This is a genomic window from Micromonospora sp. HNM0581 (assembly GCF_012726175.1).
Taxonomy (GTDB): Bacteria; Actinomycetota; Actinomycetes; order Mycobacteriales; family Micromonosporaceae; genus Micromonospora.
The window spans coordinates 54,883-80,520 of record NZ_JAASAD010000019.1 but is presented as its reverse complement, the minus strand read 5'-3'; the positions used below and the strand labels follow the sequence as shown (position 1 = coordinate 80,520).

Annotated in this window: 29 protein-coding genes; 17 read left to right on the top strand and 12 right to left on the bottom strand. The window is 69.6% G+C overall.

What is annotated here, in order from left to right; translation table 11 throughout:
* Positions 1 to 171 precede the first annotated feature (171 nt).
* From HCA58_RS19990 to HCA58_RS19965, 6 genes are all read right to left on the bottom strand, one after another.
* Entirely contained in the window at positions 172 to 588 is a 417-nt protein-coding gene (locus HCA58_RS19990) for a CBS domain-containing protein (protein WP_169599365.1), read from the bottom strand.
* Between the two features lie 113 nt (positions 589 to 701).
* Positions 702 to 1,724 (bottom strand): aspartate-semialdehyde dehydrogenase, encoded by a 1,023-nt coding sequence (locus tag HCA58_RS19985; RefSeq protein ID WP_169599364.1) that lies wholly within the window; start codon positions 1,722 to 1,724, stop codon positions 702 to 704.
* Between the two features lie 207 nt (positions 1,725 to 1,931).
* Positions 1,932 to 3,284, bottom strand: a complete 1,353-nt coding sequence (locus HCA58_RS19980) for a pitrilysin family protein (protein ID WP_169599363.1) — start codon at positions 3,282 to 3,284, stop codon at positions 1,932 to 1,934.
* Between the two features lie 85 nt (positions 3,285 to 3,369).
* The gene (locus HCA58_RS19975) at positions 3,370 to 4,662 is read right to left on the bottom strand and encodes a pitrilysin family protein (protein ID WP_169599362.1); all 1,293 of its coding nucleotides are present in this window, start codon (positions 4,660 to 4,662) and stop codon (positions 3,370 to 3,372) included.
* A gap of 99 nt (positions 4,663 to 4,761) precedes the next feature.
* Positions 4,762 to 4,977: a hypothetical protein gene (locus HCA58_RS19970; protein ID WP_169599361.1), complete on the bottom strand. Its 216-nt coding sequence runs from the start codon at positions 4,975 to 4,977 to the stop codon at positions 4,762 to 4,764.
* A gap of 105 nt (positions 4,978 to 5,082) precedes the next feature.
* A complete protein-coding gene (locus HCA58_RS19965) occupies positions 5,083 to 6,234 on the bottom strand; it encodes an alkaline phosphatase PhoX (protein ID WP_169599360.1) in 1,152 nt (383 codons plus the stop codon).
* A gap of 302 nt (positions 6,235 to 6,536) precedes the next feature.
* On the opposite strand from HCA58_RS19965, the gene HCA58_RS19960 reads away from it, so the two are divergent.
* The 3 genes from HCA58_RS19960 to HCA58_RS19950 all read left to right on the top strand — a co-directional run bounded on the left by HCA58_RS19960 (position 6,537) and on the right by HCA58_RS19950 (position 8,359).
* A complete protein-coding gene (locus tag HCA58_RS19960) occupies positions 6,537 to 7,637 on the top strand; it encodes a 3-deoxy-7-phosphoheptulonate synthase (protein WP_169599359.1) in 1,101 nt (366 codons plus the stop codon).
* Between the two features lie 277 nt (positions 7,638 to 7,914).
* Positions 7,915 to 8,124 (top strand): hypothetical protein, encoded by a 210-nt coding sequence (locus HCA58_RS19955; protein ID WP_169599384.1) that lies wholly within the window; start codon positions 7,915 to 7,917, stop codon positions 8,122 to 8,124.
* Positions 8,125 to 8,161: 37 nt separating this feature from the next.
* Positions 8,162 to 8,359, top strand: coding sequence for a hypothetical protein (locus HCA58_RS19950; protein WP_169599358.1), 198 nt, complete (start codon positions 8,162 to 8,164; stop codon positions 8,357 to 8,359).
* A gap of 16 nt (positions 8,360 to 8,375) precedes the next feature.
* Here the strand turns inward: HCA58_RS19950 and HCA58_RS19945 are convergent, their stop codons facing one another.
* The 3 genes from HCA58_RS19945 to HCA58_RS19935 are packed head-to-tail and all read right to left on the bottom strand — an operon-like array spanning position 8,376 to position 9,613.
* Positions 8,376 to 8,906, bottom strand: a complete 531-nt coding sequence (locus HCA58_RS19945) for a DUF1360 domain-containing protein (RefSeq protein ID WP_169599357.1) — start codon at positions 8,904 to 8,906, stop codon at positions 8,376 to 8,378.
* A gap of 60 nt (positions 8,907 to 8,966) precedes the next feature.
* Positions 8,967 to 9,290 (bottom strand): SRPBCC family protein, encoded by a 324-nt coding sequence (locus HCA58_RS19940; protein ID WP_169599356.1) that lies wholly within the window; start codon positions 9,288 to 9,290, stop codon positions 8,967 to 8,969.
* Entirely contained in the window at positions 9,290 to 9,613 is a 324-nt protein-coding gene (locus HCA58_RS19935; RefSeq protein ID WP_169599355.1) for a DUF6158 family protein, read from the bottom strand. The genes HCA58_RS19940 and HCA58_RS19935 overlap by 1 nt, the downstream gene beginning before the upstream one ends.
* A 120-nt stretch (positions 9,614 to 9,733) precedes the next feature.
* On the opposite strand from HCA58_RS19935, the gene HCA58_RS19930 reads away from it, so the two are divergent.
* The 3 genes from HCA58_RS19930 to HCA58_RS19920 all read left to right on the top strand — a co-directional run bounded on the left by HCA58_RS19930 (position 9,734) and on the right by HCA58_RS19920 (position 11,861).
* Entirely contained in the window at positions 9,734 to 10,201 is a 468-nt protein-coding gene (locus HCA58_RS19930) for a hypothetical protein (RefSeq protein WP_169599354.1), read from the top strand.
* A 26-nt stretch (positions 10,202 to 10,227) separates the two neighbouring features.
* Positions 10,228 to 10,563, top strand: a complete 336-nt coding sequence (locus HCA58_RS19925) for a DUF3817 domain-containing protein (protein ID WP_169599353.1) — start codon at positions 10,228 to 10,230, stop codon at positions 10,561 to 10,563.
* Between the two features lie 347 nt (positions 10,564 to 10,910).
* Positions 10,911 to 11,861, top strand: a complete 951-nt coding sequence (locus HCA58_RS19920; RefSeq protein WP_240956512.1) for a C40 family peptidase — start codon at positions 10,911 to 10,913, stop codon at positions 11,859 to 11,861.
* A 110-nt stretch (positions 11,862 to 11,971) separates the two neighbouring features.
* On the opposite strand, the gene HCA58_RS19915 is transcribed toward HCA58_RS19920, so the two are convergent.
* Positions 11,972 to 12,961: a sigma-70 family RNA polymerase sigma factor gene (locus HCA58_RS19915; RefSeq protein ID WP_205809186.1), complete on the bottom strand. Its 990-nt coding sequence runs from the start codon at positions 12,959 to 12,961 to the stop codon at positions 11,972 to 11,974.
* Between the two features lie 502 nt (positions 12,962 to 13,463).
* Here HCA58_RS19915 and HCA58_RS19910 point away from each other — a divergent pair.
* A complete protein-coding gene (locus HCA58_RS19910; RefSeq protein WP_169599350.1) occupies positions 13,464 to 14,159 on the top strand; it encodes an SDR family NAD(P)-dependent oxidoreductase in 696 nt (231 codons plus the stop codon).
* On the opposite strand, the gene HCA58_RS19905 is transcribed toward HCA58_RS19910, so the two are convergent.
* Positions 14,144 to 14,872, bottom strand: coding sequence for a thymidylate kinase (locus HCA58_RS19905; RefSeq protein ID WP_346776053.1), 729 nt, complete (start codon positions 14,870 to 14,872; stop codon positions 14,144 to 14,146). The two genes, HCA58_RS19910 and HCA58_RS19905, sit on opposite strands and share 16 nt — an antisense overlap.
* 101 nt (positions 14,873 to 14,973) lie before the next feature.
* Here HCA58_RS19905 and HCA58_RS19900 point away from each other — a divergent pair, with 101 nt between their 5' ends.
* The 10 genes from HCA58_RS19900 (at position 14,974) to HCA58_RS19855 (ending at position 23,964) form a co-directional block, all read left to right on the top strand.
* Positions 14,974 to 15,621: a nucleotidyltransferase gene (locus tag HCA58_RS19900; RefSeq protein ID WP_277351280.1), complete on the top strand. Its 648-nt coding sequence runs from the start codon at positions 14,974 to 14,976 to the stop codon at positions 15,619 to 15,621.
* Positions 15,618 to 15,893 (top strand): hypothetical protein, encoded by a 276-nt coding sequence (locus HCA58_RS19895; protein WP_169599347.1) that lies wholly within the window; start codon positions 15,618 to 15,620, stop codon positions 15,891 to 15,893. Before HCA58_RS19900 ends, HCA58_RS19895 begins: the two co-directional genes overlap by 4 nt.
* A 9-nt stretch (positions 15,894 to 15,902) precedes the next feature.
* Positions 15,903 to 16,679: a metallophosphoesterase gene (locus tag HCA58_RS19890; RefSeq protein WP_169599346.1), complete on the top strand. Its 777-nt coding sequence runs from the start codon at positions 15,903 to 15,905 to the stop codon at positions 16,677 to 16,679.
* Positions 16,670 to 16,813 carry a GPGG-motif small membrane protein gene (locus tag HCA58_RS19885; RefSeq protein ID WP_018786997.1) on the top strand — a complete coding sequence of 48 codons (144 nt, stop codon included), beginning with the start codon at positions 16,670 to 16,672 and terminating at the stop codon, positions 16,811 to 16,813. The genes HCA58_RS19890 and HCA58_RS19885 overlap by 10 nt, the downstream gene beginning before the upstream one ends.
* 177 nt (positions 16,814 to 16,990) lie before the next feature.
* Positions 16,991 to 17,485, top strand: a complete 495-nt coding sequence (locus HCA58_RS19880) for a TspO/MBR family protein (RefSeq protein ID WP_169599345.1) — start codon at positions 16,991 to 16,993, stop codon at positions 17,483 to 17,485.
* Positions 17,486 to 17,721: 236 nt separating this feature from the next.
* On the top strand, positions 17,722 to 19,071 hold the full coding sequence (locus tag HCA58_RS19875) for an ABC transporter substrate-binding protein (RefSeq protein ID WP_169599344.1): 1,350 nt from the start codon (positions 17,722 to 17,724) through the stop codon (positions 19,069 to 19,071).
* Positions 19,072 to 19,141: 70 nt separating this feature from the next.
* Positions 19,142 to 20,194: a sugar ABC transporter permease gene (locus HCA58_RS19870; protein WP_169599343.1), complete on the top strand. Its 1,053-nt coding sequence runs from the start codon at positions 19,142 to 19,144 to the stop codon at positions 20,192 to 20,194.
* Between the two features lies 1 nt (position 20,195).
* The gene (locus HCA58_RS19865) at positions 20,196 to 21,161 is read left to right on the top strand and encodes a carbohydrate ABC transporter permease (protein ID WP_169599342.1); all 966 of its coding nucleotides are present in this window, start codon (positions 20,196 to 20,198) and stop codon (positions 21,159 to 21,161) included.
* A gap of 61 nt (positions 21,162 to 21,222) precedes the next feature.
* On the top strand, positions 21,223 to 22,257 hold the full coding sequence (locus HCA58_RS19860; protein WP_169599341.1) for a LacI family DNA-binding transcriptional regulator: 1,035 nt from the start codon (positions 21,223 to 21,225) through the stop codon (positions 22,255 to 22,257).
* Positions 22,258 to 22,371: 114 nt separating this feature from the next.
* Positions 22,372 to 23,964: a glycoside hydrolase family 13 protein gene (locus tag HCA58_RS19855; protein ID WP_346776052.1), complete on the top strand. Its 1,593-nt coding sequence runs from the start codon at positions 22,372 to 22,374 to the stop codon at positions 23,962 to 23,964.
* Positions 23,965 to 24,091: 127 nt separating this feature from the next.
* On the opposite strand, the gene HCA58_RS19850 is transcribed toward HCA58_RS19855, so the two are convergent.
* The gene (locus HCA58_RS19850) at positions 24,092 to 25,516 is read right to left on the bottom strand and encodes an MFS transporter (protein ID WP_169599340.1); all 1,425 of its coding nucleotides are present in this window, start codon (positions 25,514 to 25,516) and stop codon (positions 24,092 to 24,094) included.
* Positions 25,517 to 25,638: the final 122 nt, after the last annotated feature.

Here is a 25,638-nt window from a genome sequence, read left to right as displayed (position 1 = left end):
CCCACTCGCTCGATATCCCGCAGAGGGGTCCCCGGCGCCCGGTGACTCAACCTCACCCGCTTCGGGCGATCCTGTGGGATCGGCCGGTGACCGGGGCGTCCGGTGGCAGCCCGAGCGGCACGAAGCCGGCCCCCGACGACTCGGGGACCGGCTTCGCCTCGGCCGAGGTGATCAGTTGTTGGGGTCGTCAGCGCTGATGTCGGCGAGCACCGACTGGGGCTCCCGCTCCACCGCCAGATCACCCATCGACACCAGACCGATCAGTTTGCCGTCCTCCACCACCGGCAACCGTCGTACGGCGTACGTCCGCATCAGGTCGGCGGCGGCGACCGCCGCGTCGTACTGACTGACCGTCACCACATCCTTGGTGGTGATCTGGCTCAGTCGGGTCGTGTCCGGATCCATGCTCTCCGCCACGCCCCGGACCGTGATGTCCCGGTCCGTGATGATGCCGACCACGCTGTCGCCGTCGGTCACCACCACGTCACCGATCGCGGAGTCACGCATCTGCTGGGCCGCCGCGACGAGCGTGGCGCTGCCGTCCATGGTCACCAACCGGGTCGTCATGAACTCTCCGACCGTTGTCATGGCGCCTCCCTCTGGGTGTCGGGCAACCAGGGGTCTACCCGACCTGCGCAGTCGGTAACGTCGCCGTCGGGCACACCGGACCTGGCCCGGCCGCAGCACTGACCCGGTGTGTCTCAGCTCTCGGCGGCGACCAGCTCGGCCAACTGCACGGCGTTCAGCGCGGCGCCCTTGCGCAGGTTGTCACCGGTGCAGAAGAGCGCAAGACCGTGCTCGACGGTTTCGTCGACCCGGATCCGGCCCACGAACGTCGGGTCCTGACCGGCTGCCTGCAACGGGGTCGGCACGTCGGAGAGCGCGACGCCCGGTGCGTCAGCAAGCAGCTCGTACGCCCGCTGCGGGCTGATCGGCCGGGCGAAGCGGGCGTGCAGCTGAAGCGAGTGACCGGTGAAGACCGGAACGCGCACACAGGTGCCGGAGACCTTCAGGTCGGGAATCTCCAGGATCTTGCGGCTCTCGTTGCGGAGCTTCTGTTCCTCGTCGGTCTCCGCGGACCCGTCGTCGACGATCGAACCGGCCAGTGGGAGCACGTTGAAGGCGATCGGACGGGCAAACGAACGGGGGGCGGGAAAGTCCACCGCGCCGCCGTCGAAGGTCAGTCCGGTGGCCGTCTCGGCGACCTTGCGCACCTGCTCGTCCAGCTCGGCGACGCCGGCCAGGCCGGCACCGGAGACCGCCTGGTAGGTCGCGACGACCAGGGCGACCAGCTCCGCCTCGTCGTGCAGCGGACGCAGAACCGGCATCGCGGCCATGGTGGTGCAGTTCGGGTTGGCGATGATGCCCCTGGGGCGATCGGCGGCGGCGTGCGGGTTGACCTCGGCGACGACCAACGGCACCTGCGGGTCCATCCGGTACGCCGAAGAGTTGTCGATGACGACGGCCCCCGCAGCGGCCACCCGCGGCGCCAGCTCCTTGGCGGACCCCTTACCGGCCGAGAAGAGCACGATGTCCAGCCCCGAGTAGTCCGCGGTGGCCGCGTCCTCGACCGTGATCTCCTCGCCACGCCACGGGAGCGTACGCCCGGCTGAGCGTGCCGAGGCGAAAAGCCGCAGCTGCTCCGCCGGGAAGTTCCGCTCCGCCAGCACCTGCCGCATCACACCACCGACCTGGCCGGTGGCACCCACAATGCCGATCCTCATGCCCGCGAGGCTACCCAGCCCGACGTCCGGGCGGGGAACGCATTCCCACTGGCGGAGAGCCAGCGGCAGTACCGAGCCGGGCCGGTTCGGGACAGTCGCCCCTTACCGGCCGGTTCCACCGGAAGAACAGCGTCGCACCACGGTGACCGGCCGCAGCATCTCAGCCTCACTCACCTGCACCGCGATCGACGTCACACCTCCGGTCGATCAAACTCGTGGCGGATGGTCGATCAGCTCGCCGAGACCGGTGGCCACCAGTTCGTCCCTGATCACTGCGGCGTCACCCTCCACCACCAGGGTCAGCGAGTCGGGGCGCAGGTGCGTGGTGGCGGCAGCCGAGACCTGGGTGACCTGGGCGCCGAGCAGTTCCTCACGCAGCCGGGCGTGGTAGTCGTCCGGCAGGTCGTGCACCACGAGCGTGCTCAGTGCCCCGGCGATCGCCCGGGGGCTCTGCAACTCGACCGAAAGTTGACCCGCCCGCCAGGACCGGGCCACCGCCAACTCGTCCTCGGTCACCCCACCGGCCTGGGTACGCGCAATCTCCCCGACCGCCTCGACGAGCGCCGGTGCGGTGACGGCGGTCTGCACGTTCGAGCTGACCGCGAACCGGCCGAACCGGCGGGACGAGCCGAAGTCACCCCGGATTCCGTAGGTGTAGCCGCGGACCTCCCTGATGAGGTGGTTCAGCCGGGAGGTGAACGCCCCGCCGAGCACCGTGCCGGCGAGCGCGACAGGGACATGATCCGGGTGGGCCCGGTGCGGTCCGGGGTGGCCGAGCCGCAACGTGGACTGCACCGAACCGGGCCGGTCGACGAGGATGATCCGCCGCCCGCCCCGCGTCGGCACCTCGATCGGCTCCCCCCGGTCGACCGGCCCGCCACCGGTGCCGGTGAACGCGGTGGCGGCGAGGGCATCCAGGTCGAGCCGGTCCAGGTCGCCGGCCACGACGAGGGTGCCCGGACGGATGAACCACTCCGAGTGGAAGACGTTGACGTCCTCCACGTCCAGGCCGGCCACCGAGTCGGGGTCACCGTACATCGGGCGGCCCCAGCGGTTGCCGGCACCGAACAGGTCGGCGCGGAGCGCGGCCTCGGCGCGCGGCCCCGGGTTGGCCCAGTCCATCCGCAACGCGGTCACCTCGTCGTCACGTACCCGACGGACGTCGTCCGGATCCAGCCTCGGGGTGCGTACCGCCTCGGCGAGCAGTTCCACCGCCGCGCCCAGCCGGCCCACCGGCACCTGCACACTCGCCTGGAAGGTGTCCCAGTCCAGCCCGGTCACCAACTCGGTGCCGAGGGCCTCGATGGCCAGCGCGTACGCGGTGGCGTCCCGTTGTGAGGTGCCCTCCTCCAGCGCCTTGGCCAGCACCCCGCCGAGCCCTTCGCGGCCCACCGGTTCCCGCCCGGCACCCGCGTCCAGCAGCAGCATCGCCACGGCGAGGTTCTGCCCCGGCAGGTGCGCGGCGACGACCTCGCCACCGGCGACGGAGCGACGGACCACCGGGGGGAAGCGGTACGGGCGGGCGGTGCCCGGGCCGGGACGATCTGCGATCAGGGTCACCTGTCGTTCCTCTCGTTCGCGGCTGCAGAGCTGGCCGGTGCCGGTGTCGCACACCCAACCGGGCAACGCCGATCACTGATCGCGGTCACTGCTTTCCCTCCGGAAGGTAGATCAGGGTCGCCCGGTCGCCCGCGCCGAGCACCTCGGCCGCCGCCTCGGTGATCTGCCCGGCGGTCACCGCGAGCCAGGCAGGTAACCGTTCGGCCACCACGGCCGGGTCACCGAACTGGGTGGCGTACCGGCTGAGCGCGTCCGCCCTACCATCCACGGTGGACATCTGTCGCCACCATGCGGTGGTCAGCAGTGCCTTCGCCCGGTCCAGTTCGGCTGCGGTGACCGGCACGGTCGCCAGCTCGTCGACCACCTGGGCGAGCCCGGCGGCCACCTGCTCACCGGTGACCGACGGGCGGGCGGTGGCGGTGGCGATCAGCGGCGCCGGAGCGTGCGCCAGGTCCACCCCGTACGCCCCGACCAGATCGGGCTGGGCGATCCGTTCACCGTCGGCGAGACGCTGGTAGAGGCGGCTGCCCCGACCGCTGCCCAGCACGGTGGCCAGCACCGTCATCACGTCGTACCCGGGGGTGCCGAACGGGTAGGTGCGGTGCGCGACGTACACCCGGGGTGCCGGGACGTCGGTGACCACCGTCTCCTCGGCGGGGACTCCGGTGGCCGGTACCACTCGGCCGTCCGGTGCCGGCGGAATGTCGGGCCGGGGCGGGATCGCGCCGAAGTACCTGTCGGCCAGGGAGACCACCTCGTCCACTGTGGTGTCGCCGACCACGGTGAGCACGGCGTTGTTCGGCGCGTAGTAGGTCCGGTGGAACGCCTGGAAGGTGGCCAGGTCGGCGGCGTTCAGATCGGCCATCGACCCGATGGTGGCGTGATGGTACGGGTGGCCCGGCGGGTAGAGCAGCGGCAGCAGCCGCAGCCAGGCGTCGCCGTAGGGCACGTTCTCGTAGCGTTGCCGCCGCTCGTTCTTGACCACGTCGCGCTGGTTGTCGAGCGTCTCCTGGGTCAGCGCCGGCACCAGCCCGCCCATCCGGTCGGCCTCCAGCCAGAGGGCCAGCTCGAGGTGCTCCGCCGGGACCGTCTCGAAGTAGTTGGTGCGGTCCGGGTTGGTGGTGGCGTTCAGCGAGCCACCGGCCCCCTGGACCAGCTTCATGTGCTCGGTCTTCGCGACGTGCGTCGACCCCTCGAACATCAGGTGTTCGAAGAGGTGGGCGAAGCCCGTCTGGCCGGCCGGCTCGTGCCGGGAGCCCACGTCGTACCAGAGGTTGACCGCGACCGCCGGGGCGGTGCGGTCCTCGCTGACCACCACGCGCAGGCCGTTGTCCAGTCGGGTCGTCGAAATCGGCCAGGGGTAACCGCTGTCGGGCATGACACCGACGCTATCCGATCTTTTGCCTCCGCAGTCCCCGGGACACCCCGCCGGCACTGCGACACCGGGCGAGGATCCCGTCGGGCGGGAGCGCCGCTGTCAGTCCGGCGGCTCGACGGGGTGCACGGTCTGGTCCGAGGTACGCCGTTCCAGGACGGTGTCGGGGGCGACGTTCTGGTCGGCCGCGCGGGCGTCGGACTCGGCGAGGATCGCATCCGCCTGGGCACGTGCGTCGTCGCTGCCGGCTGCGGCCTCCTCCGGTAGCAGGTGGGCGCGGGACTCCACCCGCTCCTGGTCGCTTCGCTCGTCGTTCATACCGCTGCTTTACCCCGCCCCGCTCTCCCCCACTCAGGCGAGGAAGGGCACCTTGTCCACACCCGGCGTCGTGAAAGGCGCCCTTCCTGACATCCGCGGACCGGCTCAGCGGAACGGGCCACGAACCTCGTAGGTGATGCCGCCGGAGGAGGAACCGGAGGCGCCGCGCTGCGACGAGAAGTACAGACGGGTGCCGTCGGGCGAGAAGGCCGGCCCACAGATCTCCGAGTACGACTGGCCGGTGATTCGCAGGAACGGGGCGACCACCCCCGTCGGGGTGATGATGTTGATCTCCATGTTGCCGCCGTCCTCGGCCACGTAGAGGTCACCCGAACCGGTGCCGGTGATGTTGTCCACCCCGGTCAACGGTGCGGTGCCGGACACCAACGAGTCGTCGTACGCCAGGTCGATGCGTTGGTCGACCGCGTCGTACGCCCACACCCGGTTGTCTCCCTTCGTGGTGAACCAGCAGGTCCCGTCGGCGTACCAGCAGCCCTCCCCACCGTTGAACCGCTTGGCACCGGAGACCTGACTGCGGGTCACCGTCGGCGACCCGTCCGGGTCCGGCACCCGGGCCCAGGTCACCGGGCCGCTGGTGGCCGACCCCGCGACTAGCACCTCGAGGGTGCCGGCGGAGAGGTTGCCCCAACTGTTCGGCCGGAACCGGTAGAAGCAGCCGTTGTTCTCGTCCTCGGTCAGGTAGATCACCCCGCGATCGGGGTCGCAGGCGGCGGCCTCGTGCTTGAACCGCCCCATCGCCGGTCGTTGCACCGCCGTGGTGCCACCCTGCGGGTACGTCTCGTAGACGAACCCGCGGCTGACCTCCTCGCAGGAGAGCCAGGTGCCCCAGGGGGTGGCGCCGCCGGCACAGTTCTGGTTGGTGTTGGACAGGATGCGGTACGCCGAGGCGATGCTGCCGTCGGCGTTGAAGCGCACCGCCGAGGCGCCGCCGCCGGGGGTGATCTCGGAGTTCGAGACGTAGATCCAGCCTGTGCCGGCGACGAAACAGGCACCGCCGTCGGGCGCGTCGTGCCAGGAGTACGACGTTCCTGAAACTGCCTGACGGGACCGGGCGATCACCCGGCTGGTGAACCCGTTGGGCAGCTGGATGCCGTTGGCGTCGGCGCTGCGCAGCGAGCCGTAGGGGCTCGGGCCGGGTTGGGCCGGTGCGGCCACGGCGGCACCCGCCCACAGGCTGCCGGAGAAGGCGGCGGCGCCACCGGCGACGGTGGCGCGCAGGACGGTACGACGATCCATCGGGACCTCCGGGTGAGCGGCTTTCGGTGACGCCGAAACTACCGACGAACCCATTGATGTCGGTAAACATGAGACGAGGCTTTGCCGACGGGAGGATGAGCGCTCGGGCGCGGTCGGGTAGGCTTACCGCCGTGACACTGTCGTATCGATGGTTTAGCGAGCCGGCTCGTGGGCCGGTGACTTCACCATGATCTGACGTCACCGATTTCGAGCCGGCCGGGCAGGAGCTTTCGTTCCTGCCCTTTCGCGTACGAGCAGCCGGCTCGACCCGGGCACCGGCCCCGGGTGCGGTCGGCGGAAGGATGTCCAACGTGCCGACCCCGGAGAACCACCGGGTCATCGACCAGCGGATCGACCGTGTCGTGCCGCTCACCACTCCCGCCCTGCTGCTGCACGAGCTGCCTCTGGACGACGCACTCACGGCGGCCGTGCTGGCTGGCCGCCGCGCGGTCGGCCAGGTGCTCGACCGTACCGACGACCGGCTGCTGGTGGTGGTCGGGCCGTGCTCGGTACACGACCCCGCCGCCGCTCTCGACTACGCGCACCGGCTCCGCGTGGCAGCCGAGCGGGTCAGTGGGGACCTGCTCGTGGTGATGCGGGTCTACTTCGAGAAGCCGCGTTCCACGGTGGGCTGGAAAGGCCTGATCAACGATCCCGGGCTCGACGGTTCCGGTGACGTCAACACGGGGCTGCGCCGGGCCCGGGAACTGCTGCTGGACGTCCTGCGGCTCGGCCTGCCGGCGGGCTGTGAGTTCCTCGACCCGATCACTCCGCAGTACATCGCGGACACCGTCGCGTGGGGTGCGATCGGCGCACGCACCGTGGAGAGCCAGGTGCACCGGCAGCTCGCCTCCGGGCTGTCCATGCCGATCGGCATGAAGAACCGCCCTGACGGCAGTATCGCCACGGCCGTCGACGCGATCCGGGCCGCTGGCGTTCCGCACGTCTTCCCGGGCATCGATGTCTCCGGCATCCCGGCGATCATGCACACCCGGGGCAACGCGGACGGACACCTGGTGCTGCGGGGCGGTGGCGGCCTGCCGAACTACGACGCCGTGTCGGTGGCCGGTGCACTGGACCTGCTACGGGCCGCGGGACTGCCGGAACGGTTGGTGGTGGACGCCAGCCATGCCAACAGCGGCAAGGACCACCGCAACCAGCCGGTGGTGGCCGCCGACGTGGCCGGGCAGATCGCCGCCGGCCAGCGCGGCATCGTGGGGATCATGCTGGAGAGCTTCCTGGTGCCGGGTCGGCAGGATCTCGACCCCACCCGCGAACTCACCTACGGCCAGTCGGTCACCGACGCCTGCATCGGCTGGGACACCACCGACGAGGTGCTCGACGAGCTGGCAGCCGCCGTCCGCGCCCGCCGCGCCGCCACCTCCCTGCCCACCCCCGCCTGACAGTCACGCCGATCACGAGGTTGTCGCGCAGGTTCCGTTTTCCACCGCGACAGCCCCGTGATCACGGCGGGAGGCCGGGGGGCGGGCGTTTTGGCGGGTCGGGGACGGGTAGCTCCCGGGGGTGACCGACGACGTACCCGTGACCGAGGCGCCCACGGTACCCACGACGCAGGCACGGCTACCCGAAGCCGTGCTGGCCGACGTGCCCGTGGTCGACACCGCCGCGCTCGATCCGCCCGTCACCGACCTGCCCGGCACGGCTGCCGCAGTCGACGAGGTGGAGACCGAGGAGGTGGACACCCGTCCGCTCGACGACCTGCTCGACGATCTGTACCGAGGCCAGGAGCGGATCAGTCAGGTCGACATCTACCGTCGCGCGGTAGCCGCGGAGCTGCCGGCGCAGCTGTTGTCCCGGCTCAACGCCCTACCGCAGGGCGAGTACGCGGTCGACGAGGTGACCGACCTGCTGGGTGGGTCGGTGGGCTGACCGACCCACCGGCACCGGCGAGAGGGAGGGGAACACGATGAGGCAGCGCGAGGAAGATCAGCACACCGGTACGCCCGCGCTCGGCCAACCACCGGAGGGGACGGACACCCTGCCGGAGCCCGACTTCGCCAACGAGCACGATCGCACCGCCGTGGACCGGGACATCATCACCGGTGCCGACGAGGACGAGCGGGAGCCGGAGTCGCCCAGCGGCTGGTCCGGCATGCAACGCTGACCCTGCGCGTCGGGCCTCACTCCCCTGCGCCGCCCTCGGCTGCCCGCTGGGCCGCCGCGTACCCCATCTGCAGGAAGTCCGAGGCCGCCACGGCGGTGAGCGCCGTCGCGACGAGCCGGGTCAGTCGGGGCGCGAGCACCAGTCCGCCGGTGAGCCCGGTGGCCACCCACACGGCAAGGCAGAACGGGCAGCTGAGCAGTTCGCCGATGGCGTGCCGGGTGGAACTGCCGGAGTCGCGTACCTGCTCCATCACCTCGCCGCTGCCGATCGGTCGTTCGTACCTGGTGAAGGGGGCACGCAACGGACTCGTCACCGCGTCCTTGGAGAGCAGCCGGCTCAGCTTGTGGGTGGCGATGGCGAGCAGCACCACGTCCGACGTGGTCGGTCGCTCCGGCACCGTTCGGCCGGTCACCTTCACCAGACCCGTGATCACACCGGTCACCCCGGCGTAGGTGCCCATCGCCGCCAGGTAGCCGCCCAGCGGGCGGTGCTCGTGTGGTGCGTACGCCTGGCGCAACCGCGCCACCTTCTGCCTCAGGTCGCTCACCCGGCCTCCTTTTCAAGTCACGCTACGATTCCGCCGCGGTCCGGCGGCGGGCCGACCGACTCAGCCGGCCTGCAGGTTGTCGGCCACCTCACGGGCGAGGCTGTCCAGCGTCTCCCCCGCCAGTCGGTCGGCTGACGCGCCGCCCCCGCCGAGTTCGAGCCGGAGCCGTGAGCCACCGGCGTCGACCGGCTCGACCTTCAGCTCGACCGACCAGTCGGTGCCACGGGCGGTCCAGCGGGACCACAGTTGCTCGGCGTCGCCGTCCTGGACCGGGTCCGTCGACAGCAACGGGCCGGGCAACCAGGACGAGATCCGCCCTCGGTCGGTGGCAGTGTTGAAGACGACCTCTGGTGGCGCGGACACCCCCCGCTCCGCGTACGCCATCACCCGTCCCGCAGCCGGCTGGGGTCCACCTCACGACCGGGGTGGCGGGCGAGGTACTCGGTCTCCAGTTCGGCGGTACGCCGCAGGTGGTTGGCGAGGGCCGAGTCGGTTGCGTGGCGCAGCGTGTCCAGACGGGTGCGATGCAGACTCTGCATCTCCCGGACGAGGTCCTCCTCGCCCAGTTCGGCGGGATCGACGCCCAGGAGGTCGACCCCGGGGGCGGGGGCTGGCGTGCGGCCGTCCCTCCACTCGGGGATGCGCTGCTCGGGGCTCACCTCCGTACCGCCGTCAGGAAATTCGTCCGGTCGTCCCGGTGCCGTCATCTCGCCCCCTCGTCCGTCCTGGGCTGGCATCTGTACGGATGCCCACCTTGGGTGTGGCCAAACCACAAGGCACTACGACACCGCGTCGGAGAAGGCAGCCGCTTTCGGTACCCTCGTCACATGAAGCGGCTCTGGACCCCGGCGTGGATCGCCCGCCACGTGGCCATGGTCGTGCTGGTGATCTCGTTTCTCGGTCTCGGGTGGTGGCAGTTGAGCCGGGCCGCGGCAGGTAACGCCATCAGTTGGGGTTACGCCGTGGAGTGGCCCGTCTTCGCCGGCTTCGTGGTCTTCGTCTGGTGGCGCGAGGTACGCCACGCGCTACGCGCGGTCACCTCGGTCGACGGCGACGCGAGCGCGTCGGCGTCGCGTGCTCACCTGGCCGGGTCAGCCGGGCCTGGCGTCACCACCATCGGTGCGGCCGGGGCCGCCCGCACCGACCTGCCACGCCCGGGGATCCGACGTCCGGTGCGGGTTGCCCGGATCTCCGTCGGTTCCGGCGTGGACGACGCCGAACTGGCGGCCTACAACCGCTACCTGTCATGGTTGAACGCCAATCCGGGCGCGAAGCCTGGTGACTATCCCGGCTGAACCGGGTCCGGAAGGACGGACGAGAAGTGCGCGCTGCTCTCACCCGCTACCGCGTGATCGCCTGGGTCGTCGGCGTGGTGCTGATCCTGCTGGTCGTGATCGGAATGCCACTGAAGTACGGCTTCGACAACCCGGTCGTGGTGGAGACCGTGGGCCAGGCGCACGGCTTCCTCTACATGGTGTATCTGGTCGCCGCCTTCGATCTGTCCCGGCGGGCCGACTGGCAACTGAAGCGGATGATCCTGGTGATGTTGGCCGGCACCGTACCGTTCGTCTCCTTCTGGGCGGAGCGTCGGGTGAGCGCTCTTGTCACGGCCGAGCAGCGGGGGCGCGACCAGACGCCCGAGCCGATCGCCGGCTAGCACCGTCGCGGGCGCCACCGGTCGCCCGCCACGGCGAGCAGCACCGGCACGAGAACACGGCACCGAGCAGCAGGTACCCGGCGCCATTCGCCGGAAGCGACCGGTCCGACATGTCGTCGACAACCGCCTTGTCCACGCGAATCCGACCGGACCCCCGCACCCCAGCGCCACCACTGGTCCCGACTTTCTCTGCGGATGACTCCTGTCCCGTACTAGGTTGGGCAGGTCGGCTCGGCCGGCCGCCGTCCACCGGGACGGCACCGGGCCGTCGCCGTCGCGGTGCCTCAGCCGCCCGCGTCGGCCTCGGGAGAGGAGCACTCAGGCTCTTGTCGTCCCTGACGCACACGCTGCGTGCCCTGACTGCCGCCGCCTTCACGCTGGCGCTGCTCACGCCGGCGACGGTCGCTCGGGCCGAACCTTCCCCCGCCGAGTTGACCCGGCGGATCGAGAAGGCCTCCGTCGAGTTGGAACGCGTGGTGGAGGCCCACAACGAACTGCGGGAGAAGATCAAGGACAACCGTGCCGCGGTGCAGCGGCTGCAGGACCGGATCGGCCCGCTGGAGCAGCAGGCCGAGCAGAGCCGGGCAGATGTCGGCGAGATGGCGGTGACTGCGTACAAGACCGGCGCCCTGGGCACCGTCGATGCCCTACTGCACGGCGGTGACTCGACTGCCGTGCTGGACCGGCTCGGCACACTGGACCACCTGACCCGGCAACGGCATGCCACCATCGCCGGCTACACCGCCGACCAACGGCGGCTGCTCGACGAGAAGACCCAGCTCGACGTGACGCTGAGCCGGCAGGCGGCACAGTCGCGCGAGCTCTCCTCGGCGAAGAAGCGAATCGAACGCGATCTCGCCGAGCTCTACGAGCTGCGCCGGGAGGCGTACGGTCGGGCGACCGAACGACCGACGAACCAGGCCAGCAGCGCGAACGACGCCCCCGCGGTCTCCGGCAAGGCCGGTGTCGCCGTTCGGTACGCCTACGGTGCGTTGGGCAAGCCGTACGGCTGGGGGCAGGACGGCCCCGGCAGCTACGACTGTTCGGGGCTGACCTCGGCCGCGTGGCGGGCGGCAGGCCGCTCCCTGCCACACAACACGCGTATGCAGTGGGGTGCCGTGGCGCACATCAGTCGCGGTGAGTTGCGCCCCGGCGACCTGGTCTTCTACCGCAGCCTCGGCCATGTCGCCATCTATGTCGGAGACGGTCAGGTCATTCACGCCCCGACCTTCGGCCGCAATGTCGAGAAGCGACCCGTGGATCTGATGTCACCTTACGGATACGGTCGCATACGCTGAGTGACCAATGTGTCGGGTCCTGCCCGACGGAGTCGCGGCGAGCACGAGAGACGCGAACAGCCGGCGCCCCCCTATCGGGCGCCGGCCGTTCCCTGTCGTTGTCCCCCTGCTCAGGCCGCTTGCAGCCCCTCCGCTCGGGCCAACTCCCGAAGCCGGCCGAGCGCCTGGATCTCCAACTGCCGGATCCGCTCCCGGGACAGGGAGAACCGCGAAGCCACCTCGGTGAGCGAGTGCTCCCGGCCGTCCTCCAGCCCGTACCGGGCCCGCATGATGCCGGCCGAACGATCGTCCAGATGGTTGAGCAGCCCTTCGATCCGCTGCCGCTCCAGTCCGGTCAGCACGATCTCCTCAGGGGACGGCGCGTCGCTGTCGGCGACCAGGTCACCCAGGTTGGTGTCGCCGTCGTCGCCTACCGGCGTGTCCAGTGACACGGTGTCCTGCGACCAGCGGACCAGTTCGTTCACCCGCTCGACGGTGACCCCGAGGGCGGTCGCGATCTGCTCCGGTTCCGGGTCGCCACCCAACTCCCGGGTGAGCTGACGGGCGACGTTACGCATCCGGTTGACATCCTCCACCAGGTGCACCGGCAGGCGCACGGTGCGCTCCTGCTGAGCGATCGCCCGGCTGATCGCCTGGCGGATCCACCACGTCGCATAGGTCGAGAACTTGTATCCGCGCTCGTAGTCGAACTTCTCCACGGCCCGAACCAGACCGGTGTTGCCTTCCTGGATGAGATCCAGCATCGGCATGCCGGAGCGGACGTAACGTCGGGCGATCGACACGACCAGCCGTAGGTTCGCCCGGATGAACAGGTCCTTGGCCCGCTCTCCGTCGGCGATCAGCCGTTCCAGTTCCTCCCGGGTCGCCCCGTCCGGGACACGGTCGTCACCGATCAGGTGCTCGGCGTACAGGCCGGCCTCGATCGCCTTGGAGAGATCGACCTCCTTGGCGGCGTCCAGTAGGGGCGTCCGGGAGATCTCGTGCAGGTAGACTCCGACCAGGTCGCGCTCCTCGGCAACCTCGTCGGTTCGGATTCCGATATTCTTGTCCACGGTGCCCACGGTCCCCTCGCTCGCGCCGGTTGCCCGGTTCCTTGCCATCCCCACGCCCATCAGCCCTCCCCCGTAACCTCCGCTGTGCCCATCGGTGCTGACATCTACACAACAGATGAGACGTGTCGGGGATTCCATGTCGTGGGTCGAAAGTGTCACGAATGCCTGATAATCCGCTGAGAGCAGCGTCCATGTTTGCTGTCAGCACCCTGCCTGACTGTCGTCGGCAGGCGCCCTGTCAGGTCGACGGATCGACGGATCGCCGACCGTCCCGGTCCATGGCAACACTGCCCGCCCGATGATCACAGCGACCCGGGTCACCACCGTGCTGCGATCCCAGTCACTGCCAGATACGCATGTGTGGGCCGCTCGGTTCATCCACACCGGTGGTATTACCCCTCGCCGTGTTGAACAATCCGCACCCCGGTCCTATGCCCGCCCGGACAGCGCCCCATATGCAGCTGTCGGGTTCCTGACGTCACGGTCGAGCCAAGACCTCACGAACCGGGCGGCTCGACGAGATCCAATGGTCACCTCCTAGTCTCAGGTCATGGCGAATCGCACTGTGTTGGTCACCGGAGCGACGGGCGGGCTGGGTAGGGCGGTCAGCGCTGCCTTCCTGGAAACGGGCTGGCGCGTGGTCGCGCCCCAACGGCAACGGCCGGTCCCGGTGGGTGAACCGGGGCTGGACGCTCCGGTCCCGGTCGTGGCGGACCTGACCAACCCGCAGGACGCCGCCCGGGTGGCCGAGGTGGCATCCGAGGATCCCGGTGCACCGTTACGCGCGGTCGTCAACCTCGTCGGTGGATACGCCAGTGGCGGTCTGGTGCACGAGTTGCCTGTCGAGGAATTCGAACGGATGCTCACCATCAACCTCCGTCCGACCCACCTGGTCACCCGTGCGGCGTTGCCGCACCTGATCGCCGCCGGCGGCGGCGCGGTGGTGTGTGTCGCAGCCCGGGCGGCTGTCGCACCGTTTCCAGGGGTAGCCGGATACGTGACCGCGAAGGCCGCCGTCCTCGGGTTCGCCGCTGCGGTGGCGGTGGAGTACAAGCCGGCCGGAATTCGCTGCAACACGGTGCTGCCGAGCGTCATCGACACCCCGACCAACCGTGACGCGATGCCGGACGCCGACCGTAGCCGCTGGGTGGACCCGACCGAGATCGCCTCGGTGATCCGTTTCCTCGCCTCGGACGAGTCGGCACCCACCAGCGGTGCGGCCATACCGGTCTACGGGCGGGCCTGAAGCGGGACCAGTTCCGTCGCCGGTGCGGCGGTTCCCGCCGGATCGGCGACGGCCGGCTCGTTTCCCGCCGCCAACCAGGCCTTCAGGTGCCCGCGGATCTCCCGTGCGACCTCCTCGGCCGGACGACCCGCGTTGACCTCAACGAACGTCGGATACTCCGGCAGGGTGCGGTACGCCCAGTCGGCGGCGACCAGGAAGCGAAGACTCTCGTGGTCGGTGCCCCGGCGCTCGATCCGCCGGTACGCCTCGACCGGCTCGACGGTCAGCAGGAACGTCACCTGCGGCCGGGGGAAGATCCGGTAGGCGGCCCGGATCAGCCGCTCCCAGCGGTGCCCACCGTGCGCCCGCAGGCTGGCGTACTGGCAGGCAGCGTAGCGGTCCATCACGGCCACCCGCCCGGTGAACGGACCACCGAGCAGCGTCAGCGCGATGGCCAGCCAGCGCAGGACGGACTCCATCAGGAGCATCCCGTCCCGTCCGAGCAGACTCTGGGCGTCCGGGCGGCCGAGTCGTTGCGCAGCCCGGCCGAGCCAGCGCCGTCCACCAGCGTTGCGGTGGTAGGTGGCTGGATGCCCGGCTGCGGTGAGCGTCTCGGCCAGCCGGTACGCCTGGGTGGTCTTGCCCGAGCCGTCGATGCCGATCAGCGCTACGGTGCGGAGCCGCCCACCGCAGCGGACTCCCGTCGAGTCGGGCACTGCCGTCGATCTGGCCACCCTCGAAAGGTTATCCGACAGGCGCATGATGGGCGCACCATAGATCCGGTTTGAGCACCGTTCATCCCCTTGCGCATGTTCCGCAGGTGTGGACGACCGGAATGCCGGGTACCGATCGGGGAGCCCACCGGTGGCACCCCCGACGAGTCGACGGGAGAGGCGAGATGGCCGAGCGCGACGACGAGACTCTCCTGCACACCCTCAAGAAGGTCGCTGCCGTACTCAAACAGGCGGAGATCCCGTTCGCGCTCGGCGGCAGCTTCGCCGTCTACGCACACGGCGGGCATTCCAGCGAACACGACGTCGACTTCCTCATCCGGGAGACCGACGTCGAAGCCGCACTGGACGTGCTGGCGCAGGCCGGTTTCACCGCCGAGCGACCACCGGAGGACTGGCTGGTCAAGGTCTACGACGGCGGCCGGATGGTGGACCTGATCCACCGCCCGATCGAAACGCCGGTCACCGAGGAGACCTTCGCCGACACGGTCGTACGCCCGGTCGACGCCATCCACATGCCGGTGCTGTCGGCCACCCAACTGATGGTGCACAAGCTGCTCAGCTTCTCCCAGCACTACTGCGACTTCGCCCGTGGGCTGCCGTTGGCCCGCTCACTACGGGAGCAGATCGACTGGGAACGGGTACGCAAGGAGACGCAGCACTCGCCGTACGCCGAGTCGTTCCTGGTGCTGTTGGACAGGCTGGACGTCGTGCCGGACCCCGGCACGGCCGAGGGAAAGGGGAGACCGTGACCGCGTACCGCGACTCCGTCGCCGGGCCGCCCGACGAATACGTCGAGGCGGAGATCCACCGGCTGCTCACCGAGGATCCGGCCGTCGCTGAACAGGGCATCACCGTAGTCCGGACCGAACGCGCCCTCGTGCTGCACGGCGAGGTCGAGAGCGCACACCGGCGGGAGGAGATCCTGCGTCGGGTGGCTGATCGCTTCCCAGACGTGTCGATCACCAGCGACATCGGGGTGGTCAGGGCACAGGCGCCCACCGAGATCGAGCAACTGCCCTGAGGGGGTTCGATGGTTATCCGGATCGCCGCTGTGGGCGACGTGCATGTGGACGAAGACGTGCTCGGCCGGTTCCGGCCGGCACTCGAACAGCTGGCGGGCAGCGTCGACGCGCTGCTGCTCGCCGGCGACCTGACCCGGCACGGCACCGAGGCCGAGGCCCGCTGCGTGGCCCGGGAGTTCGGTGGCCTGGGCGTACCGGTGGTCGCCGTGCTCGGCAACCACGATCATCAGTGTGACGAGGTACCTCAGGTGGTCGGCGCGCTTGCGGAAGCGGACATCACCGTCCTTGAGGGCGACGGCGTGGTGCTGGACTGCCCGGGTGGCCGCCTCGGGGTCGCCGGGGTGAAGGGCTTCGGTGGCGGTTTCGCCGGCCGGTGCGCAAGCGACTTCGGCGAGCCGGAGATGAAGGCTTTCGTCCGCACCACCACCGAGAGCGCGGACCGGTTGGGTGAGACGCTGCGCGCCCTGGACTGCGACGTACTGGTGGCACTCACCCACTACGCCCCGGTGCCGGACACCCTGGCCGGTGAGCCTCTGGAGATCTACCCGTTCCTCGGCTGTTACCAACTGGGGCAGGCGGTCGACTCCGCGCCGACCGCGCTCGCCCTGCACGGGCACGCCCATCACGGTTCCGAGCGGGGTACCACGCCGGGCGGGGTACGCGTCCGTAACGTGGCCCATCCAGTGATCAAGCAGGCCTACAGTATCTTCCACCTGGGCGATCACCTTGATCAAGGCGAGGTTTCCGGAGTCGCCGCCGGGGGTATTCAGCAACCATGGAGCTGATTCTCTGGATTCTCGCAGTCGTGCTGGTGGTCGCCGGTATTCTCGCGCTGTTCCGCCGGCAGATCCTCTGGGGCATCGTCCTCATCGTCGTCGGGCTGCTCGTCGGCCCGGGTGGGGTCAGCATCTTCAGTTGACATGGCGGCGCAAGGCGTCGCTCACCGAACCCGCCGGGGTCGTCGTATCCGGTACTCCGTCCTCCCGACAGGAGTAACCGGACGCGGCGACCCCGGCGTGCTGTCGCCTCCGTTGCCGTGGGCCGACGGCAACGGACGGGAGGTTTGGCGGCCCCACCGAACGGAGAAGCACCCTTCATGCGGACGACTGCGGAGAAGACCCGACGCGACGGAGCCGGCCAGTGGTGGGCGCTCGCCGGTTTCATGGTGGCCGTGGTGGTTGCCGCCGGCGTCGGCAACCTGGCCGCTTCGGGGGCCGCCGACCAGTACGCGGGTCTCGACCGCCCGGCGTGGTCGCCGCCGTCCTGGCTGTTCGGCCCGGTCTGGACCGTCCTCTACGTGATGATCGCGGTGTCCGCCTGGCTGGTCTGGCGCCGGGTGGGGTTCGGTGCGGCCCTCGGCGCGTGGGCGGTCCAGTTGGTCCTCAACGCCGGCTGGACGCCACTCTTCTTCGCCGGCGACCGCTACGGGCTGGCCTTCGCCGAGATCATCCTGCTCTGGCTGGCGATCGGGGTGACGGTCCTGCTGTTCGCCCGGACGAGTCGCCTGGCTGCGGCGCTGCTGCTGCCCTACTGGGCCTGGGTCACTTTCGCTGCGGCTCTCAACTACTCGATCTGGCAGCTGAACAGCTGACCGCTTTCGGCCCGACGGTGCGCCCGTCCGGCTGACCGGAGTTCCGCGTACGGGCCGTGCCGGACGACAGAAATGGCCGTACGGCCAGCTTCCTGGTTTCCGGATTGTTACTTGCCCGTGTCCCTTCAGGTGTGGACCTCGGCCCGATGCAAGCGCTTGCATGAGGTACGCCCATCGGACCGGCGCCAGGTCACCAGATGTCATCCCGGCCGGCGCCGGAGAGGAAGGAGGACGGCATGGCGGTCTTCACCAGACCACGCCAGGCCCTCGCGATCGTCGGCGCGATCGGGCTGGCGCTCGGCGCCACCGCGTGCGGCACCGGGAGCAGCAACGACAGCGACAGCGACAGAGCCGACTCACCGGAGTGCGCGCCTTACGAGGACTATCAGGGCCACAGCGGCACGACCGTGAACATCTACTCGTCGATCCGGGGTATCGAAGCCGACCGCCTTGCGGAAGCCTGGAAACAGTTCGAGGACTGCACCGGCATCAGAATCAACCACGAGGGTAGCGGTGAGTTCGAAGCCCAGCTCACCGTCCGCGTCGACGGCGGCAACGCTCCGGACCTTTCCTTCATCCCGCAACCCGGCCTGCTCGCCAGGTTCGCCGAACGCGGCCAGCTCAAGCCGGCCAGCGCCGAGACGAAGGCGATGGCCGAGGAGAACTACTCCCCCGACTGGCTGAAGTACAGCACCGTGGACGGCACCTTCTACGGCGCGCCACTCGGTTCCAACGTGAAGTCGTTCGTCTGGTACTCGCCGACGATGTTCCAGGAGAACGGCTGGACCGTCCCGACCACCTGGGACGACATGATCAAGCTGAGCGACACCATCGCCGACAGCGGTCTCAAGCCGTGGTGCGCTGGCATCGCCTCCGGTGAGGCCACCGGTTGGCCGGCCACCGACTGGATCGAGGACGTGCTGCTGCGTACGCAGACCCCCGAGGTCTACGACCAGTGGACGACGCACGAGATCGCGTTCAACGACCCTCGTATCGCCGAGGCGCTGGACCGGGCCGGCACCATCCTGAAGAACGAGAAGTACGTCAACGCCGGCTTCGGCGGGGTACGCAGCATCGCCACCACCTCCTTCGAGGAGGCGGGCATCCCCATCACGCAGGACAAGTGCGCGCTGCACCGGCAGGCGTCGTTCTACGCCAACCAGTGGCCTGAGGGGACCCGGGTGGCCGAGGACGGCGACGTGTTCGCGTTCTACTTCCCGGCGATCGATCCGGCCAAGGGCAAGCCGGTCCTGGGTGGTGGCGAGTTCGTGACGGCCTTCAACGACCGCCCGGAGGTGCAGAAGGTCCAGACCTACCTGGCCTCGGGCGACTACGCCAACAGCCGGGCGAAGATCGGTGACTGGGTGTCCGCGAACAACAAGGTCGACCTGGCCAACGTCGCCAACCCGATCGACAAGTTGTCCGTGGAGATTCTCCAGGATGACAGCACGGTCTTCCGCTTCGACGGTTCCGACCTGATGCCCGCTGCCGTCGGCGCCGGGACGTTCTGGAAGGGCATGGTCGATTGGATCAACGGCGGCGACACCGCCTCCGTCCTCCAGGGCATCGAGAGCAGCTGGAAGTAACTCCAGTGGTGGGCCGGTCCGCGATCGCGCACCGGCCCACCGGCTTGTGCCGATAACCCGGGGAGGATTGATGGACTTCGACTTCACCGAGCAGTCACCGAAACTCATGATGCTGCTGTGGGGGTTGATCGCCTTCGCGGTGGTCGTGGGTGGGCTGCTCGTACTACTCGACGCGGTGCCGGCCTTCTTCGCCCGGCGACGCGAGGCGCGGTTCGCGACCGCCGCCGCCAGCGGCGCTCCGCCCCCCCGGCAGGGCGGGTCACAAGAGGGACTGTTCGCGACGTTCTTCCTGCTGCCGGCGGTCCTGTTGCTGCTCATCGGTCTGGTCGTCCCGGCGATCCGGACCACCCTGCTGTCCTTCATGGACGGTGGCAGTCAGAACTGGGTCGGCCTCGACAACTACCGGTGGATGTTCTCCGACGACTCCATCGTCCGGGTGCTCATCAACACGCTGGTCTGGGTCACCCTGGTCCCGCTGGTCGCAACCTCCATCGGGCTGATCTACGCGGTGATGGTCGACAAGGCCCGGCTGGAGGCGGTCGCCAAATCACTGATCTTCATGCCGATGGCCATCTCGTTCGTCGGCGCCAGCATCATCTGGAAGTTCGTGTACGCCTTCCGCAGCGAAGAGCAGGAACAGATCGGACTGCTCAACCAGATCCTGGTCAGTCTCGGTGGACAACCGCAGCAGTGGTTGCTGGACTCGCCGCTGAACACGCTGCTGTTGATCGTGATCATGGTGTGGATCCAGGCCGGATTCGCCATGGTGGTGCTCAGCGCGGCCATCAAGGCGATTCCGGCCGACATCGTCGAGGCCGCCCGGCTCGACGGGGTCAGCCCGTGGCAGATGTTCTGGCAGATAACCCTGCCCAGCATCCGACCGGCGTTGATCGTCGTGGTGGTCACCATCTCGATCGCCACGCTGAAGGTATTCGACATCGTCCGCACCTCGACCAACGGCAACTACGACACCAGCGTGATCGCCAACGAGATGTACAACCAGGCGTTCCGGTACGGACAGAACGGACAGGGGTCCGCGCTTGCGGTGTTCCTCTTCATCCTGGTGATCCCGATCGTGATCTTCCAGATCCGCAACCTACGTCAGCAGCGACGGGAGGGCTGAGATGACCACCACCACTCCCCCGGTCGCCGCCGGCGCACAGAACACCAGCGGGCGGCCCACCCGGGCGGCCCGGGTACGCAAGCGACTGAACACCCACACCGCGACCCTGATCGCCATCGTCATCGCGGTCGTCTGGACCATCCCGACCTTCGGCCTACTGGTCTCCTCGTTCCGGCCGGAGAACCAGATCAAGACCACCGGCTGGTGGACGTTCTTCCGGGAACCGGAGTTCACCCTCCAGAACTACCAGGAGGTGTTGTTCGGGCAGTCCGCCTCGTCCGGACAGCTCGCGAGCTACTTCATCAACTCGTTGGTGATCACCCTGCCGGCGGTGCTGTTCCCGCTCGCCTTCGCGGCCCTGGCCGCGTACGCCCTGGCGTGGATCAACTTCCGGGGCCGGGACTGGGTGTACATCGGCATCTTCGCGCTCCAGATCGTGCCGTTGCAGATGGCCCTGGTGCCGCTGCTGAGCTTCTTCTCGCGTGGAGTCAGCCTCGGCGGGGTCACCCTGATGCCCGCCTGGAACCTCGACGGCGCGCAGAACTTCGCCCAGGTGTGGTTCGCACACACCTGCTTCGCGCTTCCGTTCGCCGTGTACCTACTACACAACTTCATCTCGCAACTACCGAAGGATCTGATGGAGGCGGCACGGGTCGACGGCGCCACCCACCCGAAGATCTTCCGCACCATCGTGCTGCCCCTGGTCGCCCCGGCACTTGCCGCGTTCGGCATCTTCCAGTTCCTCTGGGTCTGGAACGACCTGCTGGTAGGGCTGATCTTCGCGGGCGGCAGCGACGTCACCGCACCGCTCACGGTCCGCCTGGCCGAGCTGGCCGGCACCCGTGGCAACGAGTGGCAACGGTTGACCGCCGGAGCGTTCGTCTCGATCGTCGTACCGCTGATCGTGTTCCTGTCGTTGCAGCGCTACTTCGTCCGTGGGCTGCTCGCCGGCAGCGTCAAGGGTTGATCCGCCCGTGGTGCCGCCGCCCACGGCGGCGGCACCACGCGGGACGTGAGCGGGGTTCCTCGTGACCAGAATCGACGACGTCGCCCGGCTGGCCGGCGTCTCCACGGCGACCGTCTCCCGGGCGCTGCGTGGGTTGCCGACCGTGTCCGCGTCGACCCGCAGCCGGGTGCTCGCCGCAGCCGAGCAGCTACAGTACGCCGTGTCGCCGAGCGCCTCACGGCTGGCCGGCGGCCGGACCGGCACCGTGGCGGTGGTGGTACCCCGGATCACCCGGTGGTTCTTCGGCGTGGTCGTCGAGGCGGCTGAGGAGTTCTTCCACCGCGCCGGGTACGACCTGCTGCTGCACAACCTGGGTGGGCGGGAGCAGAACCGGCAGCGGGTCCTGCACGCCACCCACCTGCACAAGCGGGTAGACGCGATCATGCTGGTCGCCACCCCGCTGCGGACCAGCGACGTCGCCGCGCTGGCAGCACTCGACCTACCCGGCGTCACCATCAGCTCAGGTACCACCGTGCCGGGCTGGCCCTGCGTACGCATCGACGACGTGGCCGCGGCCCGGACCGCGACCCGACACCTGCTGGATCTGGGGCACCGCCGGATCGCGCACATCTCCGGTGACCCCGACGACGAACTCGCCTTCAGCGCTCACCTGGACCGCCGCCAGGGGCATCAGGAGGCGTTACGCGCGGCCGGATTGTCGCCGGACCCGAGCCTCGACGTGGAGTCCAGTTTCGACATCGCCGGCGGCACCCGGGCCACCGAGGAACTGCTCCGCCGGGGCGACCCACCGACGGCCGTCTTCGCCGCCTGCGACGAGATGGCGATGGGTGCCCTCACCGCGCTGCGCGAGGCCGGTCTGCGGGTTCCCCAGGACGTCAGCGTGATCGGCATCGACGACCACTCCCTCTCCGGCGTACTGGGACTGAGCACCATCGCCCAGCCGGCGGCGGAGCAGGGCCGGCTGGCGGCGCAGATGTTGCTCGACCCGCTCTGTGGACGGGCCGGCGACGCGAACCTGGCCAAACAAGATCCTTCGGTGATCCTGGACACTCGGCTGGTCGTGCGTGATTCGACCGCGCCCGTCCGGGCACACTGAACGACAGCCAGTACGCCGTCCGGGCTCGCCGGCCCGACGGCTCGACGACGGGAGCACGCCCTGAACCGCGACGCGACGCACCAGAACCCCGCGGCCTCATGGTGGACGGAGGCGGTGATCTACCAGATCTATCCCCGCTCGTTCGCCGACTCGGGTGGCGACGGCATCGGTGACCTGCCCGGGATCACCGCCCGCCTCGACCATCTGGCAACACTGGGTGTCGACGCGGTCTGGCTGTCCCCGTTCTATCCGTCCCCGCAGGCCGACGCCGGGTACGACGTGGCCGACTACCGGGACGTCGAGCCGCTGTTCGGCACTCTCGCCGACGCCGACGACCTGATCGGGCGGGCCCACGCGCACGGCCTACGGGTCATCGTCGACCTGGTGCCCAACCACACCTCCTCGGCGCACGCCTGGTTCCAGGCCGCGCTGGCCGCCGGGCCGGGCAGCGCCGAACGGGGACGGTACATCTTCCGCGAAGGCCGCGGACCGGGCGGCGCCGAACCGCCGAACGACTGGCAGAGCGTCTTCGGCGGCCCCGCCTGGACCCGCGTTCCCGACGGCCAGTGGTACCTGCACCTGTTCGACACCGCCCAGCCCGACCTCAACTGGGACGATCCCGAGGTCCGCGCCGAGTTTCTGGACGTGCTGCGGTTCTGGCTTGACCGCGGCGTGGACGGCTTCCGGGTCGACGTTGCGCACGGTCTGGTCAAGCAGGCCGACCTGGCCGACTGGCAGGAGCCACAGGAAATCCTCTCCGGGCAGGAGGCGGACAAACCTCGCCCGCCGATGTGGGACCAGGACGGCGTGCACGAGGTCTACCGCGAGTGGCGGCGGCTGCTGGACGGCTACCCCGGCGAACGGATCCTGGTGGCAGAGGCGTGGGTGGAACCGGCGGAGCGGCTGGCCCGCTACGTACGCCCCGACGAGATGCACCAGGCGTTCAACTTCGAATACCTGCTCGCCGCCTGGACGGCTCCCGCCCAGTACGCGGTGATCACGCGCTCGCTGGAGGCCACCGACGCCGTCGGTGCGCCCACCACCTGGGTGCTCTCCAACCACGACGTGGTACGCCACGCCTCCCGACTCGGGCTCCCGATCGGTGCTCGCCGGCCCAACGGCATCGGTGTCGACGACGAGCAGCCAGATACCGCCACCGGGCTACGGCGGGCCCGGGCAGCCACCCTGCTGATGCTGGCCCTGCCCGGCTCGGCCTATCTCTACCAGGGTGAGGAACTCGGGTTGCCGGAGCACACCACTTTGCCCGACGCGGCCCGCCAGGACCCGACCTGGGAACGCAGCGGGCACACCCAGCGGGGCCGCGACGGTTGCCGGGTGCCCATCCCGTGGGAGGCCGACGCACCCTCGTACGGCTTCGGGCCGACCGACGCCAGTTGGCTGCCGCAGCCACCGGTCTGGGCCGAGTACGCGCTGGACCGCCAACGAGGGGTGCCCGGCTCGACGTACGAGCTGTACCGGGAGGCTTTGCGGCTGCGCCGTGCGTACGGGCTTGGTCGAGGCACCCTGGAGTGGCTCTCCTCCACCGACGAGGTGCTGTCCTTCCGCAACGGCAACCTGGTGGTGTTCACCAACTTCGCAGCCTCCGCCGCCCCGGTACCCGAGGGCGAGGTGGTGCACAGCAGCGGCCCGCTCAACGAGGACGGTTCGGTGCCCACCGACGTCACCGTCTGGATCAACACCAACTGAGTTGCACGGGAGGGCACCCTGTCACGCCGGGTGCACAGCAGGGCCCCTTGTCACCGGCCGTTCCGTCGCCGGGGTCGACGAGGGGCCCGTCCTCTGCCGAGGCGTCGATGAGCTTCCCTTCCTTCGGCTACGGCTGCTGGGCGCGGGTCTGGAGCAGGTTGCGGACGTCCGCGATGTCCTTGGGGGAGGTACGGGCTGCGAGCCAGTACATGACGCCGGTGGGGATGAAGAAGAGTTGGAAGGCGGCCAGCCCGACGGCGTAGTTCAGCGGCGGCGGGAAGGCAACCCGCAGGCCGTGGAACGCCACCCCGACCAGGCCGTTGCCGGCCGCCCGCCCCACTCCGTTCAGCAGGTTGCCGAGGCTGTAGACGGTGCCCCGATTCTCCGGCGGGTTGACGTCGGCGATGAGCGCGAACCAGTTCGGTGAGTTCGCCGAGGTGAGCGCGAGGGCCAGCAGTGCGGCGAGCAGGCTCAGCCCGACCGTGGGTTCACCGACCACGCTTGCCAGTACCGCCCGTACGATTGCGCCGCTGCCCTCACCGTCGGGCACGTCGATGCGCATCGGTACGAAGAACAGCACCAGGTAGAACGGAAGCGCGGCGAAGATGCCGACGGAGGCGACCAGAGCCCGACCCGAGGGCGTACGGCGTTGCAGCGCGTCGCCGATCAGCCCGCCGACGATGGAGAACACTCCGCCGAGTTGGAACAGCGCGGCGAAGACGCTACCCACCACGATGGCGGTCGCCGTGGTGTACCCCTGGTCCTCGGCCCGTTCGCGGAAGAGCACCGGCAGCCAGACGAGCGAACCGAAGGCGGCCTGCGCGGTGAGGCCCTGGAGGATGAGCCAGCGGTTGGTCCGCCGCCCCAGGATGACGGGCAGGTCGGCCCGGCTGATCCGGTAGTCGTAGTCGTCGCCGGTGGCGAGCGCGGCGGCCAGTGCCGGCTCGCTCTGGCCGCGCCGGATGTCGTACGTGAACAGGTAGGCCGCTGTTGCGGCCAACCCGACGACCGTGAGCACGAGGAACGGGCGACGCCAGTCGACGGCGCCGAGCAGCCCGCCGACGAGGCCGCCGGCCACCGTGCCGGCTCCCTGGGAGAGTCCCCAGAAGCTCATCACCAGGCCCCGCCGGCGGGGCGTGATCAGGTCGGTGACCACCGAGTAACCGACGGACCCGACGGCACCGAGGCCCACTGCGGCGAGTAGTTGCGCGGACAGGAAGGTGGGGTAGTTCCCGGCCAGTGCGCTTCCGCCCGTTCCGGCCGCCCACAGCAGTGTGCCGATCATGAGCAGTGGTTTGCGGTTGGTGCGGTCCCCGAAGTACGCCCACCCCACCGCCGCCACCGCGCTGACCAGGAAGCTGACGGCGGTGACCAGGCCGATCAGCCGTTGCGGCACGTCGAAGGATGCGGCGATCGCGCCGTACAGCGGGGGCACCAGACCGATCGCCACGTTGTCCAGCGAGGCGAGTAGCACGAAGACCACGACGCTGTAGAGCCGACGCGACGCGCTCCTGCCCCACGCCCGCGTGGTTCCGCCTGTGGTCGAGGTCATGCGGGCAGCCAATCAGGGCGGGTCACCGAGCTGTTCACCGGGCCACCCCACAGCGCACTCGGGACGGTGCTCATCCCGGATCGGGTGGTTCCCTCGGCATGGGATGCCTCCCGATCCGGGAT

What these genes read in the sequence shown, in the direction of transcription:
- HCA58_RS19990 (WP_169599365.1), bottom strand. Translation starts at nt 588, where the DNA reads ATGACAACGGTCGGAGAGTTCATGACGACCCGGTTGGTGACCATGGAC.
- HCA58_RS19985 (WP_169599364.1), bottom strand. Translation starts at nt 1,724, where the DNA reads ATGAGGATCGGCATTGTGGGTGCCACCGGCCAGGTCGGTGGTGTGATG.
- HCA58_RS19975 (WP_169599362.1), bottom strand. Translation starts at nt 4,662, where the DNA reads ATGCCCGACAGCGGTTACCCCTGGCCGATTTCGACGACCCGACTGGAC.
- HCA58_RS19970 (WP_169599361.1), bottom strand. Translation starts at nt 4,977, where the DNA reads ATGAACGACGAGCGAAGCGACCAGGAGCGGGTGGAGTCCCGCGCCCAC.
- HCA58_RS19965 (WP_169599360.1), bottom strand. Translation starts at nt 6,234, where the DNA reads ATGGATCGTCGTACCGTCCTGCGCGCCACCGTCGCCGGTGGCGCCGCC.
- HCA58_RS19960 (WP_169599359.1), top strand. Translation starts at nt 6,537, where the DNA reads ATGTCCAACGTGCCGACCCCGGAGAACCACCGGGTCATCGACCAGCGG.
- HCA58_RS19950 (WP_169599358.1), top strand. Translation starts at nt 8,162, where the DNA reads ATGAGGCAGCGCGAGGAAGATCAGCACACCGGTACGCCCGCGCTCGGC.
- HCA58_RS19940 (WP_169599356.1), bottom strand. Translation starts at nt 9,290, where the DNA reads ATGGCGTACGCGGAGCGGGGGGTGTCCGCGCCACCAGAGGTCGTCTTC.
- HCA58_RS19935 (WP_169599355.1), bottom strand. Translation starts at nt 9,613, where the DNA reads ATGACGGCACCGGGACGACCGGACGAATTTCCTGACGGCGGTACGGAG.
- HCA58_RS19930 (WP_169599354.1), top strand. Translation starts at nt 9,734, where the DNA reads ATGAAGCGGCTCTGGACCCCGGCGTGGATCGCCCGCCACGTGGCCATG.
- HCA58_RS19915 (WP_205809186.1), bottom strand. Translation starts at nt 12,961, where the DNA reads ATGGCAAGGAACCGGGCAACCGGCGCGAGCGAGGGGACCGTGGGCACC.
- HCA58_RS19910 (WP_169599350.1), top strand. Translation starts at nt 13,464, where the DNA reads ATGGCGAATCGCACTGTGTTGGTCACCGGAGCGACGGGCGGGCTGGGT.
- HCA58_RS19900 (WP_277351280.1), top strand. Translation starts at nt 14,974, where the DNA reads ATGCCGGGTACCGATCGGGGAGCCCACCGGTGGCACCCCCGACGAGTC.
- HCA58_RS19890 (WP_169599346.1), top strand. Translation starts at nt 15,903, where the DNA reads ATGGTTATCCGGATCGCCGCTGTGGGCGACGTGCATGTGGACGAAGAC.
- HCA58_RS19885 (WP_018786997.1), top strand. Translation starts at nt 16,670, where the DNA reads ATGGAGCTGATTCTCTGGATTCTCGCAGTCGTGCTGGTGGTCGCCGGT.
- HCA58_RS19880 (WP_169599345.1), top strand. Translation starts at nt 16,991, where the DNA reads ATGCGGACGACTGCGGAGAAGACCCGACGCGACGGAGCCGGCCAGTGG.
- HCA58_RS19875 (WP_169599344.1), top strand. Translation starts at nt 17,722, where the DNA reads ATGGCGGTCTTCACCAGACCACGCCAGGCCCTCGCGATCGTCGGCGCG.
- HCA58_RS19870 (WP_169599343.1), top strand. Translation starts at nt 19,142, where the DNA reads ATGGACTTCGACTTCACCGAGCAGTCACCGAAACTCATGATGCTGCTG.
- HCA58_RS19865 (WP_169599342.1), top strand. Translation starts at nt 20,196, where the DNA reads ATGACCACCACCACTCCCCCGGTCGCCGCCGGCGCACAGAACACCAGC.
- HCA58_RS19850 (WP_169599340.1), bottom strand. Translation starts at nt 25,516, where the DNA reads ATGACCTCGACCACAGGCGGAACCACGCGGGCGTGGGGCAGGAGCGCG.